This window comes from Pseudomonas sp. MWU347 (assembly GCF_017947305.1).
Lineage (GTDB): Bacteria > Pseudomonadota > Gammaproteobacteria > Pseudomonadales > Pseudomonadaceae > Aquipseudomonas > Aquipseudomonas putida_A.
Genome location: NZ_JAFGZB010000005.1, coordinates 382,999 through 398,843 on the forward strand (window position 1 = coordinate 382,999; position 15,845 = coordinate 398,843).

Genomic DNA, 15,845 nt, shown 5'->3' on the forward strand with positions numbered 1-15,845 from the left:
CGATCTCGTGGAGGTGGACGGGTGCGCCAAGACTACGCAAGCCTCAGGAGCAGTTCTGTAGGACTTTTCCTAAAAAACCGGTCATTCATCCGCACTCATGAGCCACGCCGAGTGGCGGCTCGAGGTTGTTGCCTTATTCCGTGGTACTCGGACTCCAGAACGCCTGCACCACCAGCGCTGAAGTCGAAATCCGCGCTACCAGCGCATCGAGTTCATCGCCGTCGACCGAAGTCGTCGCCAGCGTCGCTTCGATCTCGATTTCGTCGGCACCGAAGGCGTGTACATCGACGTCGCTGGCCGGGTAATTGCTGCGTTCCAGCTCGGCTTCGAGCAGGGCGAACACGGCTTTCTGCTGTGAGCGCCGGGCGATGACATAGACAATGTTGGTGACTTCGGCCGAGACCACGTCCAGTGGCTGACGGTTGATGTTGTTGACGATCGGCCGCAGCAAGGTGTTGGCGGCGAGGATGAACAGCGTGCCGAGCACCGCCTCGGCCAGCAGGTCGGCACCGGCGCAGGCGCCAACGGCGGCTGACGTCCACAAGGTCGCGGCGGTGTTGAGGCCGCGCACGTTGCCTTCTTCGCGCATGATCACCCCGGCACCGAGAAAGCCGATGCCGGAGACCACGTAGGCGACCACCCGCACCGCGCCTTCAGCACCGCCGAGGCGGTTGGCCATGTCGACGAAAATCGCCGCACCGACCGCCACCAGCACGTTGGTGCGCAGGCCGGCGGTGCGTTGCCGGTACTGGCGCTCGAACCCGATCAGGCCACCGAGGATGAACGCCGCGCTGAGGCTGACCAGGGTGTCGAGCAAAGAAGTCAGGTTGAGGTTGTTGATGGCTTGCATAGTCTTGTCCTTGAAAACATCCGAATCCCCTGTAGGAGTGAGCCTGCTCGCGATAGCGGTGTGTAAGTCGTTGAAATTTTGACTGACAGATTGCTATCGCGAGCAGGCTCACTCCTACAGGGAACAGTGTTGCCCCTGCTGTTATTGCCAGCCGAACCGGCGGATGTAGAAGCCTTTCACCGCCTGGGTCAGCGCCATGTACGCCAGCAGGATCATCGGCAGGAACACGAAGTACATCGACGGCAGTGCCTGCAATTTGAAGTAGTTGGCCAGCGGCCCCATCGGCAGGAAGATCCCGACCGCCATGATGATCCCGGTCATCACCAGCAGCGGCATGGCTGCACGGCTTTGCAGGAATGGAATCTTCGGCGTGCGGATCATGTGCACGATCAGCGTCTGGGTCAGCAGCCCCACCACGAACCAGCCGGACTGGAACAGCGTCTGGTGGTCCGGGGTGTTGGCATCGAACACATACCACATCAAGGCGAACGTCAGGATGTCAAAGATCGAACTGATCGGGCCGAAGAACAGCATGAAGCGCCCGACATCAGCCGGCTGCCAGCGCTGCGGCTTCTTCAGCATCTCCTTGTCGACGTTGTCGAACGGAATCGCGATCTGTGAAATGTCGTAGAGCAGGTTCTGTACCAGCAGGTGCATCGGCAGCATCGGCAGGAACGGAATGAACGCACTGGCCACCAGCACCGAGAACACGTTGCCGAAGTTCGAGCTGGCGGTCATCTTGATGTACTTGAGCATGTTGGCGAAGGTGCGGCGCCCTTCGAGCACGCCCTCCTCCAGCACCATCAGGCTCTTTTCCAGGAGGATGATATCGGCGGCTTCCTTGGCGATGTCCACCGCGCTGTCCACCGAGATCCCGATGTCGGCAGTGCGCAGCGCCGGCGCGTCGTTGATGCCGTCGCCCATGAAGCCGACCACATGCCCGTTGCCTTTGAGGATGCGCACGATGCGCTCCTTGTGCGACGGCGTCAGCTTGGCGAACACGTTGGTTTTTTCTACCGCCACGGCCAGCTCCGCGTCGCTCATACGCTCGATGTCGTTGCCCAGCAGCAAGCCCTGTTGCGCCAGACCGACTTCGCGGCAGATCTTCGCGGTCACCAGTTCGTTGTCACCGGTCAGCACTTTGACCGCCACGCCGTGCTCGGCCAGCGCCTTGAGCGCCGGCGCGGTGCTTTCCTTCGGTGGATCAAGGAACGCCACGTAACCGATCAGCGTCAGTTCCTGCTCATCGGCCAGGCTGTAGGTGTCGCGACCTTCCGGCATCGAGCGGGCAGCCACTGCCACCACGCGCAAGCCTTCAGCGTTGAATGCTGCGGTGACCTGACGAATCCGGGTCAGCAATTCATCGCTCAAGGCTTCCTCGACGTCACCGTGCTGCACACGGGTGCACACCGCCAGCACTTCTTCCACCGCACCTTTGCAGATCAGTTGATGTGGCTGGCCACGCCCTTCGACCACCACCGACATGCGCCGGCGATTGAAGTCGAACGGAATCTCATCGACCTTGCGAAATGCCGTGCCGACTTTCAGTTCACGGTGAATTTCCACATGTTCCAGCACCGCCACGTCGAGCAGGTTTTTCAGCCCGGTCTGGTAGTAGCTGTTGAGGTAGGCCATTTCCAGCACGTCATCGGAGTCTTCACCCCAGACGTCGACATTGCGCGCGAGGAAGATCTTGTCCTGGGTCAGGGTGCCGGTCTTGTCGGTGCACAGCACGTCCATCGCGCCGAAGTTCTGGATCGCGTCCAGACGCTTGACGATGACCTTTTTGCGCGACAGGAACACCGCACCTTTGGCCAGGGTCGAGGTGACGATCATCGGCAGCATTTCCGGGGTCAGGCCCACGGCAATCGACAGCGCGAACAGCAGCGCTTCGGTCCAGTCGCCCTTGGTGAAACCGTTGATGAACAGCACCAGCGGCGCCATGACGAACATGAAGCGGATCAGCAGCCAGCTGACTTTGTTCACGCCCAGCTGGAACGAGGTCACCGCGCGGTCAGTTGCGCCCACACGCTGTGCCAACGCGCCGAAATAGGTGCTGTTGCCCGTGGTGAGAATCACCGCCACCGCCGTGCCGGACACCACGTTGGTGCCCATGAACAGAATGTTCTCCAGCTCCAGCGGATTGCGCGTGTCGCGGTCGGCCTGACGGGCGAATTTTTCCACCGGCATCGATTCACCGGTCATCGCCGCCTGGCTGACGAACAGGTCCTTGGCGCTGAGCACCCGGCAGTCGGCGGGAATCATGTCGCCGGCGGACAGCACGATCAGGTCGCCCGGCACCAGCTGCTTGATCGGCAGTTCGATGCGCGGCTCGTCGCGGCGCATCACCGTGGCGGTGTTGCTGACCATCGCCTTGAGCGCGTCGGCGGCCTGGTTGGATTTGCTTTCCTGCCAGAAGCGCAGCAGCGTCGACAGCACCACCATGGAGAAAATCACCGTGGCGGCTTTCAGGTCTTCGGTCAGCCACGAAATCACCGCCAACAGGGTCAGCAGCAGGTTGAACGGGTTTTTGTAGCAGTGCCACAGATGGGTCCACCATGGCAGCGGCTGCTCGTGTTCGACTTCGTTGAGGCCGTACTGCGCACGCAGGGCGTCGACTTCAAAATCGGTCAGGCCGTCGGTGTGAGTACCCAGTGACGACAGCAGTTCACCGCTGTCGCGATGGGCTGCATCGACCAGGGTGTTGGCCAGGGTGGGCGGGACTTCACGGCTGACCGTGGTGTCGGTGATCGATTCCAGCAGCGCCAGACGGCGGAAGTGCCGGGCGATGTGGCGTGTGCGCAGGAAGCCTGCGAAAAATTCCTTGAGCGTAAGTTTCATGGCTGTTGCCCCTATGGTCAGCCGGGAAACCGTCGAGCAGGTACGACCGCGCCTCGTACGCCGGAAAATCCGGCACGGCAAGGCTTGGCGCGCCGATCACAAAGGACAGGCGTGTCGATAGGTTTGCGATCGCGACCACACGGTCGAAATCACATACTTTCAGTGTCGATGAGAAGGACGTCGGGACATGGTCTCAACTGACCATGATCGGGATGCCGCTGCTCGCTTTACGGCGAGACAACGGCAGAGAAAGGCTGCGCGTTATCTTGCCGAGAATCTGCCGGTTACCGAGACCGGCCGACAACTGTCACTCGAACAAGTACCCACTGTGGGTCTCCGCTATTGATGAAAACGCGCGAAGCTTACGCCTCGATGATGGATGAGTAAACCCGTGTAAGAAGGTGTGTCGGGGATGTTCAGGAAGGGTTCAGGTTTCGGATTTTCAGCATTTCTGATGGCCCTATCGCGAGCAGGCTCACTCCTACAGTTGTCCTGCGTGCACAGAACATTGTAGGAGTGAGCCTGCTCGCGATAGCGGTATAACAGACGACGCAAAACTCAGCTGGCCGTCGCCAACAACAGATCCGCTACCGAACGATGCCCACGGTTCTTGCCATGCTCATACAGCGAACCGGCAATCTCGTCGGCACGCACCGGCAACACCGACAGCAATGTATCACTCAGGCCATGGCTGGCCTGGCAGAAGCCCTGCATGTACAGACCGGCCTTGCAGCGTTCGTCGGTGATCAGTTTGTAGTTGCGATCGACCTCGAAATCACCGAGGTATTCTTCCAGCGGTGCCAACAGTTTGCGGTGCATCTGCCGCTCGTAACCGGTGGCCAGGACCACGGCGTCATAGATACGCACGGTGACTTCGCCGGTGGCGTTGTTGCGCACCGCCAGTTCGATGCCGCGTTCGGTGGCCGTGGCGCTCTCGACGGTGGTCAGGGTACGGAACGCATGACGGGCGATGCCCGAGACTTTCTGGCGATAGAAGATGCCGTAGATGCGTTCGATCAGGTCGATGTCGACCACTGAGTAGTTGGTGTTGTGGTACTCGTTGACCAGGCGCTCACGCTCGGCGCTGTTTTGCTGGAACACCAGATCGGTGAACTCCGGCGAGAACACTTCGTTGACGAACGGGCTGTCATCCGCAGGCTTGAGGGCCGAACCGCGCAGGATCATGTCGACCTGCACCGACGGGAACGAATCGTTCAGATCGATAAAGGCTTCCGCCGCGCTCTGCCCGCCGCCGATGATCGCGATGCTCATCGGTTGGTTGTTCACACACGGCTGTTTGGCCATCTGCGACAGATACTGCGAGTGGTGGAACACGCGGCTGTCACCCTTCAGCGCCTTGAACGCCTCCGGAATACGCGGTGTGCCGCCGGCGCTGACCACCACCGAACGCGCAGTGCGCACCAACTGCTGGCCTTCGCTGTCGCGGGAGATCACGCGCAATGCTTCAACCTGATGGTTGTGCAGCACCGGTTCGATGGTCAGCACTTCTTCGCCATAGCGGCTCTGCTCGGTGAACTGCCCGGCAACCCAGCGCAGGTAGTCGTTGTACTCCATGCGGCACGGGTAGAAGGTGCCGAGGTTGATGAAGTCCACCAGACGGCCGTGAGCCTTCAGGTAATTGACGAACGAGTACGGGCTGGTCGGGTTGCGCAGGGTCACCAGATCCTTGAGGAAGGAAATCTGCAATTCGCTTTGGGTCGACAGGGTGTTGCCGTGCCAGCTGTAGTTGGCCTGCTTGTCGAGGAACAGCACATCCAGCTCGCCGTGGGTCGGGCCGCGCTCTTGCAGAGCGATGGCCAGCGCCAGGTTCGAAGGGCCGAAACCGACGCCGATCAGGTCGTGAACGATGGGCGATGCAATTGCCTGAGTCATTTCCAGTGTCCTCTGGATGAACCCCTCAACAAGGGGAAAGGAGAGCCTAAGTGACCCGACTGGCCTTGAGCAGGACAGCAGGTCGTCTGTTGAGTAGGAACGAGGACAGTGAAATAAAATTTAGCGATGGCGGCTCAATGGGCATCCCATTGCTTGATGCGCAGACGGCAATGCTTCATCGCATTGACGATGTGTTTTTCCACCAGTGCCTTGGAAATTCCCAGCTGTTCGGCAATCTGCGGGTGCGACAGGCCTTCGATCTTGCGCAGCAGAAAACTGTCGCGGCACAGCGGCGACAATTCCGCCAGTGCACGCTGGAGCATCTCCAGACGCTGGCCGTGATCGAGAGTGCCATGGGGCGACGGGGTGAAATAGCGCTCTTCGCTGTCGAGCACTTCCAGTGGCTCGACCTGGCGCAAGGCGTTGCGCCGATGATCGTCGATCACCAGATTCAACGCAGTGCGATAAAGAAAGGCCCGGGGCTGCTCGATGGGCGTGTCGCTGGAGCGTTCCAGAACCCGCACATAAGCGTCATGCACCACATCTTCGGCGACCTGACGGTTGCCGAGCTTGGCGTTCAGGAAACACACCAGCTCGCGATAGTAGTTTTCCAACATGACTCCCGGCCGCTTCGATGCGGATTCGATCCTTGAGCACACTGATCGACGGCCCGCGAACACGGGTAGCAAGATAGTGGCAACTGAGGTGCGTAATTTATAGTAATTCTCATATAGATTTAAAGTGGCGTTTGTCGTTGCCCGCTAAATAGTGCCGTTCCATACCTGTAACATCCTGTGTCTTCGCTTAAATTCCCCCGCGTATTCATCGTTTACAGGACAGCTCCCCGTGTCTGTCGCGCCCTGCGACAGCGTTCAACGGCTGCGCGCTGTGGCGTGCAGCCGGACGACGGGCCGAATTCCACTGGCCGGAACCCTGCATGAAACGTCCCCGCCCCGCTCGACGCGCCCTGCTCGCAGTCCTTTGTCTGATTCCTGTTGTTGCCTACGCCGCGTGGCAAATCATGCCTCCGGGACGCGACCGTTTTGCCACCGTGCAAGTCAGTCGTGGCGACATCGAAAGCAGCGTCACCGCACTGGGCACTCTGCAACCGCGCCGATATGTCGATGTCGGTGCGCAGGCCTCCGGGCAGATCCAGAAAATCCACGTCGAAGTCGGTGACGTGGTCAAGGAAGGTCAACTGCTGGTGGAAATCGATCCGTCCACGCAGAAGGCCAAACTCGACGCCGGACGCTTCTCCATCGAAAACCTTAAGGCGCAATTGCAGGAGCAACGCGCCCAGCATGAACTGGCGCGGCAGAAGTATCAGCGCCAGCAGAATCTCGTGGCCGGCGGCGCCACCCGTGAAGAAGACGTGCAGACCGCCCGCGCCGAACTGAAAGCCACTCAGGCCCGCGTCGACATGTTCCAGGCACAGATCCGCCAGGCTGAAGCGAGCCTGCGCAGCGATCAGGCTGAACTCGGCTACACGCGGATTTATGCGCCGATGGCCGGCACCGTGGTTGCCCTCGACGCCCGCGAAGGCCAGACCCTCAACGCGCAACAGCAGACGCCGCTGATCCTGCGCATCGCCAAGCTGTCACCGATGACCGTGTGGGCCGAGGTTTCCGAGGCCGACATCGGCCACGTCAAACCGGGCATGACCGCCTACTTCACCACCCTCAGCGGCGGCCAGCGGCGCTGGAGCAGCACCGTGCGGCAGATTCTGCCGGTGCCGCCCAAGCCGCTGGACCAGACCAGCCAGGGCGGCGGCAGCCCAGCCAGCAGCAGTAAAAGCGGCAGCGCCCGCGTTGTGCTGTACACGGTTTTGCTCGACGTCGATAACGCCGACAACGCCTTGATGGCCGAGATGACCACCCAGGTGTTTTTCGTCGCCAATCAGGCCAAAGGCGTGCTCACCGCGCCGGTCGCCGCGTTGCAGGGCAGCACCACGGCCAACCTGCAAACTGCGCAGGTGGTGGCGGCCAACGGCGACATCCAGCAACGCGAGGTACACACCGGCATCAGCGACCGGCTCAAGGTGCAGATTGTCGACGGCCTCAACGAAGGCGATCATCTGCTGATCGGCCCGGTCGACGGCAGCGGAGGCTGAATGCAAACGCCTCTGATCGATCTGCAGGACATTCGCAAATCCTACGGCGGCGGTGACGCTCCGCAAGTTCACGTGCTGCGCGGCATCGACCTGTCGATCCACGCCGGTGAATTCGTGGCGATTGTCGGCGCTTCCGGCTCCGGCAAATCGACCCTGATGAATATCCTCGGCTGCCTCGACCGCCCGACCTCCGGCGAGTACCGCTTTGCCGGGGAAAACGTCGCCGGCCTCGACAGCGACGAGCTGGCCTGGCTGCGCCGCGAAGCCTTTGGATTTGTGTTCCAGGGCTATCACCTGATTCCGTCCGGCTCGGCCCAGGAAAACGTCGAGATGCCGGCGATCTATGCCGGTACCCCGGCCGCCGAGCGTCACGCCCGCGCCGCCGCCCTGCTCGACCGCCTCGGTCTGGCCTCGCGCACCGGCAACCGCCCGCATCAGTTGTCCGGTGGCCAACAGCAACGGGTGTCAATTGCCCGGGCGCTGATGAACGGCGGCCACATCATCCTCGCCGACGAACCCACCGGCGCCCTCGACAGCCACAGCGGCAAAGAGGTGATGGCGCTGCTCGACGAACTGGCGAGCCAGGGCCACGTGGTGATCCTCATCACCCACGACCGCGAAGTTGCGGCCCGGGCCAAACGCATCATCGAAATACGCGACGGCCTGATCATCAGCGACAGCGCCCGCGACAACCCAGAAGTCCAGACCAGCGCCAACCCCGGCGCCCTGCAAGCGGTGGATCTGCGCCAGCGTCTGGCCGACGGCGCCGAAGCCACCGGCGCCTGGAAAGGCGAGTTGGTCGATGCCCTGCACGCCGCATGGCGAGTGATGTGGATCAACCGCTTTCGCACAGCGCTGACCCTGCTCGGGATCATCATCGGCGTGGCGTCGGTGGTGGTGATGCTGGCGGTCGGTGAAGGCAGCAAACGCCAGGTGATGGCGCAGATGGGCGCCTTCGGTTCAAACATTATTTACCTCAGCGGCTCAGCGCCCAACCCGCGCACGCCGCCGGGGATCATCACCCTCGACGATGTGCACGCGCTGGCCAGCCTGCCGCAAGTGCAGCGGATCATGCCGGTCAACGGCGCCGAGGCCGGCGTACGTTACGGTAATGCCGACCACCTGAGTTACGTCGGTGGCAACGACACCAACTTCCCGGCGATCTTCAACTGGCCGGTGGTGCAAGGCAGTTACTTCACCGAGGCCGATGAGCAGAATGCTGCAGCCGTCGCGGTGATCGGCCACAAAGTCCGCAGCAAACTGCTCAAGGATGTGCCGAACCCGATCGGCCAATTCATCCTGATCGAGAATGTGCCGTTCCAGGTAGTCGGCGTGCTCGCCGAAAAGGGCGCCAGCTCCGGCGACTCCGACAGTGATAACCGCATCGCCATCCCCTATTCGGCGGCCAGCGTGCGGCTGTTCGGCACGCGCAATCCGGAATACGTGGCCATTGCCGCCGCCGACGCGCGCAAGGTCAAGGACACCGAGCAGGCCATCGAGCAACTGATGCTGCGCCTGCACAACGGCAAGAAGGATTTCGAACTGACCAACAACGCCGCGATGATCCAGGCCGAGGCCCGCACCCAGAACACCCTGTCGCTGATGCTCGGTTCGATTGCGGCGATTTCGCTGCTGGTCGGCGGCATCGGCGTGATGAACATCATGCTCATGACCGTGCGCGAGCGGACTCGCGAGATCGGCATTCGCATGGCCACCGGCGCCCGCCAGCGCGACATCCTCCGGCAGTTCCTCACCGAAGCGGTGATGCTCTCGGTGGTCGGCGGCATTGCCGGGATCGCCCTGGCCTTGATTGTCGGCGGCGTGCTGATCCTCAGCGAAGTGGCCGTGGCCTTTTCCTTGATGGCGGTACTCGGCGCCTTCGGCTGCGCCCTGGTCACCGGTGTTGTCTTCGGCTTCATGCCTGCCCGCAAAGCTGCCCGGCTCGACCCGGTCACAGCCCTTACCAGTGAATGATCGATTTATGAAACCGCGCCTCAGCCTGTTGACCGTGTGCCTGATCCTCAGTGCCTGCGGCAGTCCCGTTCAACGCCCGGACAGCGGTGTGCAGGCGCCTGCTGCCTGGCAGTCGCCCCATGGCGCCAGCGTTGCCCGCAATAGCCCGCAGTGGTGGACGCAATTTGGCAGCCCGGAACTGGATCGTCTGATCGAACAGGCTCGCGTCGGCAGTTTCGACCTCGCGGCCGCCGTCGCTCGAGTGCGTCAAGCGCAGGCAGGCACTGTCATCGCTGGCGGCTCTCAGTTGCCGGAGGTCAAGGCCGGCCTGAATGCCAATCGGCAGAAACTGCTGCGCGGCAATGGCTACAGCCAACTCGATGCCAACAGCAGCAACAAGGCTGTGGACTATTTCGATACCAACCTGAGCGCCACTTACGAAATCGATTTCTGGGGCGGCAAACGCGCCTCGCGCGACAGTGCGCAGTTCGCCCTGCAGGCCAGCGAATTCGACCGGGCGACGGTCGAACTGACATTGCTCAGCGGCGTTGCCAGCACGTATGCGCAAACCTTGTCGCTACGCGAGCAGAGCCGCATCGCCGAACTCAATCTGGCCAACGCGCAAAGCGTGCTGAAACTGGTGCAGACGCGGTTTGATTCAGGCTCAGCCACTGCGTTGGAACTGGCGCAACAGAAGAGCCTGGTCGCCGCCCAGCAATGGCAATTGCCGCGCGTGCAACAGCAAGCCCAGGACGCGCTGATCAGCCTCGCCGCCCTCCTCGGCCGACCGGTGCAGCAACTGTCGGCGACAGAGTCCTTCGAGCACCTGCAATGGCCAGACATCGCCGCCGGCGTGCCCAGCGAGTTGCTCACGCATCGTCCGGACATCGCACGCGCCGAAGCCCAACTGGCCGCCGCCGAAGCTGACGTCAAAGTCGCTCGCGCAGCCATGTTGCCGGCACTGACCCTGACCGCCCAACTCGGCTCGGGCGCCAATCAGTTCGACGATTTGATCCGCAGCCCTTTCTACAACCTGACCGCCGGACTGGTCGGACCGATTTTCAATAACGGTCGCCTCGGCGCGGAACGCGACAAGGCCTCTGCGCGCCAACAAGAGCTGCTGGAAACTTACCGTGGCGCAATCATCAACGGTTTCGCCGATGTGGAAAAAGCGCTCAATAGCATTCGTCGCCTGGATGAGCAGCGGTTGTGGCAGAACGAAGAACTGAATCAGGCGCAGACCGCTTTCAACATCGCCCAGAGCCGCTACCAGGCCGGCGCTGAAGACTTGCTGACGGTGCTGGAAACCCAGCGCACGCTGTACGCGGCCCAGGATCAACATGCACAACTACGGCTGTCACGAGTGCAGGCGAGCATTACGTTGTACAAGGCGTTGGGTGGGGGTTGGCAGGCCCGGTAATTGCAGCGTTTGACAGATTGCTTTCGCGAGCAAGCCCGCTCCCACAATTGAACGCGTTCCATCAGTAAGAATGCGTTCTCATGCAGGGGTCAGCCCGAACATTATTGTCTGACACATAACCCTGTGGGAGCGGGCTTGCTCGCGAAGAACGATAACGCAGCCCTCAAGTCGGGCTGGTTTTAGGCTTCAGATTGCGCGCATACCATGGCCGTTGCGGCACGCGGCGGAACAGGCCGGCGAGTTTTTCCTCGTCGGTGATGAAGGTGATGCGCAGCGCCAGCTTCATGGTTTCCGGATCCATCTCCACCGACTTGCCCATCTGCAAACCCGGCGTGGTGCTGCAGCCATGGGTGATCGGCCCGAGCCACGGGTCGTCGACCTCGACCCAGCGCCCCGGGGCAAACCATGGCACGCCATTGACCTGCAGCCGCGTGACTTCGCCCGGATGGAAACGCTCATGGGCGCGGAACCAGTCCTCGATGCGATCATCGATCCAGCCATGGAAATGCCAGAACGTCGGGTTGACGTGGGATGAAAACGGATCGCCGAGGAAGTCGTTTTCGGCGTTGTACCAACGTGCGGCGAAGTCCGCCGGATCGCGGGCAAACGGCACCGGCTGACCGTTGGACGGATCGCGTGGCACGGAGGCCCAGCGCATGTGCAGCCAGTCATGCAGGCCCAGCTCGACTTCGGAGCCGAACTGGCCGAGGGTGAGCCGGGCCAGATACGCCGGATCGCGGTACTGCGACTCCCAGACCTGGAAGTTGCTTTCGTAGGTTTCGGCAGTCTTGATGTCACTGACCCACTGACTGAATTCGTCATCACCCGCCGCCGTCCAGGTCGGCGGCAAGGCCGTGCCGTCGTGGTTGTCGAAATAGCGGGCGAAGCCGACGCGGTCGCGGATCAGCTCCGGCTGCGGCAGCGGGAAAAACGCCCAGGACGGCAGATCCTGCATCGAGCGCGCCGTCCCGAGCATGTGCCGGTGCATGAAGAAAAAGTCCACACCCGAGCCATTGCGATCCTTGCGCGGACCACGGGCATCGCGCTCCTTGTCGCGCGGGCCGGGCTGCCAGCCAATGCCGCGCAAGGCTTCGCGTTTGTCCTCGGGCAGTTTGTGCCACTTGTCCCGGGTCGCATGCCACAACTGGTGAAACAGGCGATGCTCGGGAGAGATAAGCCACGCCAGCAACGTCGGGTTGAGCGGCGTGCGCTCGCGCGCTTCGGGAAACAGCCGCTTGACGGCGACGAAGCGATTGTCCTGCGCCGGCAAGGCCAGCGACCGGTCCAGGCGCAAGGCCTTGCCGCTGAGGGTGCCACTGCCGGCATTGCCGAAGTCGGCCCAGACCTCATCGAGGATCATCTCCAGCTCATAGCTGATCTGACCGTCAGCGCCGATCAGGCGCCAGCTCAGCTTCGCCGCATCGGCTTTCGCGAGGTCGCCCAGAATTCGATAACGCGGTGTTTCAGCGGAGCGCAGGCGCTCGGGCGTGTCGAGAAAACCGCACACGCCGCGTCCCTTCTGGCCGATGTCGAGAAACACTTGCAGACCCTTGAGCGGCAAGCCCTCGAGGCCGGCATCGGCACCTTCGAAACGGATATCCCACACCCCGCGCAACGCATTCGCCAGGCGCTGCCCGGCCATGTCGGCGACGTCGAAAGACGCTTCGCCCGGGGTGATCGTCGGGTCCGGCTTCGTCCATTCACGATGCCCGAAATACGCCGCAGGCACGGCAGCGCCGGTCAGCGCCAGGCCCGCCATGAACCATCGTCGAGAAATCTTCATTGCCCTACCTGTGTCAGCCATGAAGCAGGCTTTATCCAAGCTAGAACGTTTGTTGCCCCGGCAAATTTAACGCGCCCGGCGATGATGACCCGTGGCGAGGGGATTCATCCCCGATGAGTTGCGAAGCAACTCCCGTCCGACGCTGGCGGCGACACCAGAAGGGACGGCGCTCGCAGGCCTTGCGAGCGCTTCGCCCTCGATCGGGGATAAATCCCCTCGCCACAGTGTCAGGCTTAAATTTTGCCGCCAACCACTCGTTCCTCCCAGATAGCGAAGGCCTCCGCGCCTGCAACTCGATGGCGAACCTGACTGAGATGGCAATGACAAAACCACGTTCGAAAAAGGCTCTATTCATCGGCCTGCCGTTGGCCCTGGCGATCAGCGCCGGCGCAGGCTTTGCCGTGTGGCATCACTGGTTCAAGGAAGACCTCGGCTACCCGGCCAAAGTCATGAAGCAGGCCGATGAGCTGCACGAACGCATGCTCTCTTTCGACAGCCATGTCAGCCTGACGCAAAATTTCGGCACCGACGGCCACGAAGCCGACAAGGACGGCGACGGCCAGTTCGATCTCGCCAAGGCCAACCGTGGACGCCTGTCCGGCGCCGCCCTGACCATCTTCGGCTGGCCGGAAATGTGGAACGGCCCGAACGCCCCGCACAAGCCAACACCCGGCTTCGTCGACGAGGCGCGCAACCAGCAGGAAATCCGCTTCAAGATCATCTCCGGGATGGTTCGCGACTATCCCAATCAGGTGGCCATCGCCTACACCCCCGACGACTTCCGGCGCCTGCACGGCGAAGGCAAATTCGCGATTTTCATCAGCATGCTCAACGCCTATCCGCTGGGCCACGACCTCAACCTGCTGGACCTGTGGACCGCGCGCGGCATGCGCATGTTCGGCTTCAGCTACATCGGCAACAACGACTGGGCGGATTCGTCGCGGCCGCTGCCATTTCTCAATGATTCGCCGGACGCCCTCGACGGCCTCTCGGATCTGGGCAAGCAAGCGGTCAAGCGCCTCAACGATCTGGGCGTGATCATCGACGTCTCGCAGATGTCGACCAAGGCCCTCGAGCAAGTCGCGCAACTGAGCCGCACACCGTTGGTGGCCTCGCATTCGGCGCCGCGTGCGATGGTCGATATCCCGCGCAACCTCAGCGACAAGGAAATGCAGCTGATCAAAAACAGCGGCGGCGTGGTGCAGATCGTCGCGTTCTCGCAGTACCTGCGTCCGCTCACCCAACAAACCCAGGACAAGCTCAACGAGATGCGCAAGGACTTCGACCTGCCGCCGCTGCCGAACCTGGCGATGGCGTTGATGCCCGGCGACCCGATCATTGCCGCGTGGTCCGAGCAGAAGTTCGGCCAGTACGCCAGCCGCCTCTACGGCATCCTCGAAGAAGAGCCGAAAGCCAGCCTCAAGGATCTGGGCGATGCCATCGATTACGCGGTGCGCAAGATCGGCATCGACCATGTCGGCATCAGCTCCGACTTCAACGAAGGTGGTGGCGTCAAAGGCTTCGAGAACGTCGGCGAAATTCGCAACGTCACCGCCGAGCTGATCTCACGCGGTTATTCCGAAGCGGACATCGCCAAGCTCTGGGGCGGCAACTTCCTGCGGGTCTGGGATCAGGTCGAGAAAGCCGCGAAACCGGCACTGGCCGCCGCGCCGGGAACTGCCCAGCCATGAGCAATCGTCGTGAGTTCTTGAAGCAGGCGGGGATTCTCGCGGCGGCGCTGCCGTTGGGTGCGAGCCTGCCGAATGTCGCCGGTGCCGCGAACGCCGCGCCCGTGACCGGCAACAAGTGGACGCGGTTGCAGCAGCTGTTCGACCAGGATCCGGCGTATCTGCACTTCTCCAACTTCCTGATCACCTCGCACCCCAAACCAGTGCGCGAGGCGATTGAGCGGCACCGCGCCGCCCTCGACAAAAATCCCGGACTGGCGATGGATTGGGACCTCGGCGTGATCGAACAACGCGAAGAGAACGTCCGCGTCTGGGCCGGACGCTACCTGCAAGCCGACGCCAAACAGATCGCCCTGACCGGCAGCACCACCGAAGGTCTGGCGATGATTTACGGCGGCGTGCACGTGCGCCCCGATCAGGAAATCCTCACCACCGAGCACGAGCACTACGCGACCCACACTATCCTCGCCCTGCGTAGCGAACGCGACGGCACCCGGGTGCGCAAAATTCGTCTGTTCAAGGATTCGTACAGCGCCAGCAAAGCAGAAATCCTTGCCGCGATCGACGGCGCCATCCGCCCCGAAACCCGGGTGCTGGGCATGTGCTGGGTGCATTCGGGCAGCGGCATGAAACTGCCCATCGGTGAGATCGGCGCCATCGTCGACCGGCACAACCGTGGTCGCAGCGACGCCGACCGCATCGTTTACGTGGTCGACGGGGTGCATGGCTTCGGCGTGGACAACCTGAACTTCGCGCAAATGAACTGCGACTTCTTCATCGCCGGCACCCACAAGTGGATGTTCGGCCCACGTGGTACCGGCATCGTCTGCAGTCGCTTCGCCGAGGTCAGGTACATCACCCCGATCATTCCGACGTTCTCCGAAGCCACGACGTTTTCCACCACCATGACACCCGGCGGCTATCACTCGTTCGAGCACCGTTGGGCGCTGGACGAAGCGTTCAAATTGCATCTTGAGCTGGGCAAGGCCGAGGTCGAGGCGCGCATTCACGCGCTCAACAGCTACCTGAAACAACGCCTGCAGCAACGGCCGCAGATCGAACTGGTGACGCCACTGAGCCCTGAGCTGTCCGCCGGTTTCACCTTCTTCCGGGTCAAGGGCAAGGACAGCGACAAGATCGCGGCGCACCTGATGGCCAACCGCGTGGTGGCCGATGCCGTGCACCGTGACGTCGGCCCGGTGATCCGCACCGCACCGGGGCTGCTCAACGACGAAGAGCAAATCGACCGCTTGCTGGCCGTGCTCGACCAGGCCCTGTGAATCCGGGCGATCCCTTTTTCCTTTTAG

The 15,845-nt window shown here is 62.1% G+C and carries 10 protein-coding genes; 5 read left to right on the forward strand and 5 right to left on the reverse strand.

Annotated features, from left to right (window positions below; genetic code table 11):
• Positions 1-133: 133 nt before the first annotated feature.
• From KCG87_RS13595 to KCG87_RS13610, 4 genes are all read right to left on the reverse strand, one after another.
• Positions 134-850: an MgtC/SapB family protein gene (locus tag KCG87_RS13595; RefSeq protein ID WP_007968289.1), complete on the reverse strand. Its 717-nt coding sequence runs from the start codon at positions 848-850 to the stop codon at positions 134-136.
• Between the two features lie 141 nt (positions 851-991).
• Positions 992-3,691 (reverse strand): magnesium-translocating P-type ATPase, encoded by a 2,700-nt coding sequence (mgtA, locus tag KCG87_RS13600; protein ID WP_210557518.1) that lies wholly within the window; start codon positions 3,689-3,691, stop codon positions 992-994.
• A gap of 558 nt (positions 3,692-4,249) precedes the next feature.
• Positions 4,250-5,584 carry a SidA/IucD/PvdA family monooxygenase gene (locus KCG87_RS13605; protein ID WP_097087697.1) on the reverse strand — a complete coding sequence of 445 codons (1,335 nt, stop codon included), beginning with the start codon at positions 5,582-5,584 and terminating at the stop codon, positions 4,250-4,252.
• A 134-nt stretch (positions 5,585-5,718) separates the two neighbouring features.
• Positions 5,719-6,201, reverse strand: coding sequence for a sigma-70 family RNA polymerase sigma factor (locus KCG87_RS13610; RefSeq protein WP_027614027.1), 483 nt, complete (start codon positions 6,199-6,201; stop codon positions 5,719-5,721).
• A gap of 320 nt (positions 6,202-6,521) precedes the next feature.
• Between KCG87_RS13610 and KCG87_RS13615 the strand changes: the two genes are divergently transcribed.
• From KCG87_RS13615 to KCG87_RS13625, 3 genes are read left to right on the forward strand one after another with little or no spacing between them, the layout of a single operon-like run.
• Positions 6,522-7,694 carry an efflux RND transporter periplasmic adaptor subunit gene (locus KCG87_RS13615; protein ID WP_210557516.1) on the forward strand — a complete coding sequence of 391 codons (1,173 nt, stop codon included), beginning with the start codon at positions 6,522-6,524 and terminating at the stop codon, positions 7,692-7,694.
• Positions 7,695-9,668: a MacB family efflux pump subunit gene (locus tag KCG87_RS13620; RefSeq protein ID WP_210557514.1), complete on the forward strand. Its 1,974-nt coding sequence runs from the start codon at positions 7,695-7,697 to the stop codon at positions 9,666-9,668.
• 7 nt (positions 9,669-9,675) lie between these two features.
• The gene (locus tag KCG87_RS13625; RefSeq protein WP_210557512.1) at positions 9,676-11,067 is read left to right on the forward strand and encodes an efflux transporter outer membrane subunit; all 1,392 of its coding nucleotides are present in this window, start codon (positions 9,676-9,678) and stop codon (positions 11,065-11,067) included.
• A 163-nt stretch (positions 11,068-11,230) separates the two neighbouring features.
• On the opposite strand, the gene KCG87_RS13630 is transcribed toward KCG87_RS13625, so the two are convergent.
• Positions 11,231-12,850 carry a PvdJ/PvdD/PvdP-like protein gene (locus KCG87_RS13630; RefSeq protein WP_098968009.1) on the reverse strand — a complete coding sequence of 540 codons (1,620 nt, stop codon included), beginning with the start codon at positions 12,848-12,850 and terminating at the stop codon, positions 11,231-11,233.
• A gap of 320 nt (positions 12,851-13,170) precedes the next feature.
• Here KCG87_RS13630 and pvdM point away from each other — a divergent pair, with 320 nt between their 5' ends.
• Positions 13,171-14,541, forward strand: a complete 1,371-nt coding sequence (gene pvdM, locus KCG87_RS13635) for a pyoverdine-tailoring dipeptidase-like protein PvdM (protein ID WP_139055708.1) — start codon at positions 13,171-13,173, stop codon at positions 14,539-14,541.
• Complete coding sequence (locus KCG87_RS13640) at positions 14,538-15,818, forward strand: aminotransferase class V-fold PLP-dependent enzyme (RefSeq protein ID WP_210557510.1); 1,281 nt, start codon at positions 14,538-14,540, stop codon at positions 15,816-15,818. The genes pvdM and KCG87_RS13640 overlap by 4 nt, the downstream gene beginning before the upstream one ends.
• The last annotated feature ends 27 nt before the right edge of the window (positions 15,819-15,845 follow it).